Origin of the sequence: Actinokineospora spheciospongiae (assembly GCF_000564855.1) — a bacterium.
Taxonomy (GTDB): Bacteria; Actinomycetota; Actinomycetes; order Mycobacteriales; family Pseudonocardiaceae; genus Actinokineospora; species Actinokineospora spheciospongiae.
This window is the reverse complement of the sequence record NZ_AYXG01000249.1, coordinates 1-1,129: the sequence shown is the minus strand read 5'-3', so window position 1 is coordinate 1,129 and position 1,129 is coordinate 1. Positions and strand designations below refer to the sequence as shown.

2 pseudogenes are annotated in these 1,129 nt (G+C 78.8%); one reads left to right on the top strand and one right to left on the bottom strand.

What is annotated here, in order from left to right:
* Positions 1–311: pseudogene (locus UO65_RS37105) on the top strand (hypothetical protein); the annotation flags it as partial.
* Positions 312–491: 180 nt separating this feature from the next.
* On the opposite strand, the pseudogene UO65_RS37735 reads toward UO65_RS37105, so the two are convergent.
* Positions 492–1,129: pseudogene (locus tag UO65_RS37735) on the bottom strand (hypothetical protein); the annotation flags it as partial.

Here is a 1,129-nt window from a genome sequence, read left to right as displayed (position 1 = left end):
CAGCGGTGGCAGCAGCGGCGGCGGTGGCAGCGGCAGCAGCGGCGGTGGCGGCGGTGGTGGTGGCAGCGGTGGTGGTGGCAGCGGTGGTGGTGGCGGCGGTGGTGGTGGCAGCGGTGGTGGTGGCAGCGGTGGTGGTGGCAGCGGTGGTGGTGGCGATGGCGCGGCGCGGCGGCGATGGCGCGGCGCGCGGCGGCGGCGATGGCGCGGCGGCGTGGCAGCGGTGGCGTGGCGCAGCGGTGGTGGCGCGGCGCAGCAGTGGCGCGACGGCAGCGGCGATGCGGTGGCGTGCCACCGCGCGGCGGCGGCGATAGTGGTGCGGCGGCGGCGCGGTGGCGGCGGCAGTGTGGTGGCGCAGTGGTGGTGCGACGGCGACGGCGGCGGCGATGCGGCGATGCGGCGGTGGTGGCGTGCCGCCGCGCGGTGGCGCAGTGGTGGTGCAGTGACAGGGACGTGGTGGAGCAGCGGTGGTGATGTGGGGCTGTGGTGCTGGCTCAGTCGTCCTCGCGGCGTCGGCGTCGGCGGGGGGTGGCGCCGGTGCCGTGTGCGGCCAGCAGTTCCTCCACGGACTTGCCCTGCGCGTGCGAACCCGCCGGGGCGTTGCCCTCCGGGCGGGCGCGGCGGCCGGTGGATTCCCCGGGGGCGGTCGGGGCGTGCCTGCCCGGGTCCTCGGAGGTCGGGGCGGGTGGGAAGGCCCCCGTGGGGGTGCGGCGGCGGCCCGCGCCGTCGTCGGGGGTATGTCGGGCGGCTGGTTCGGCGACGGGGGGGAAGGTGCCGCTCGGGGTGCGCCGGGGGTCGGTTGGGCTGTGCCGGGGGGTCGGGTCGGGGTGGGCGGCCGACGGGAACGATCCGGTGGGGGCGTGCCTGCCCGCCTGGGGTTCGGCGGGGGCGACCGGGGGGAACGTGCCGGTGGGGGCGCGGCGGCGGCCCACGGCATCGGCGGATTCACCGGGCTTGTGCTCGACCGGGGGAAATGTGCCGGTCGGCGCGCGGCGGCGGCCTGCGGCGTCCGCGGGGTCTTCCGGCCTGCGCTCGACCGGCGGGAACGAACCGGTGGGGGTGCGGCGATGACCTGCGGCATCAGCAGGCTGATCCGACCTGCGCTCCACAGCGGGAAACGTCCCCGTGGGCG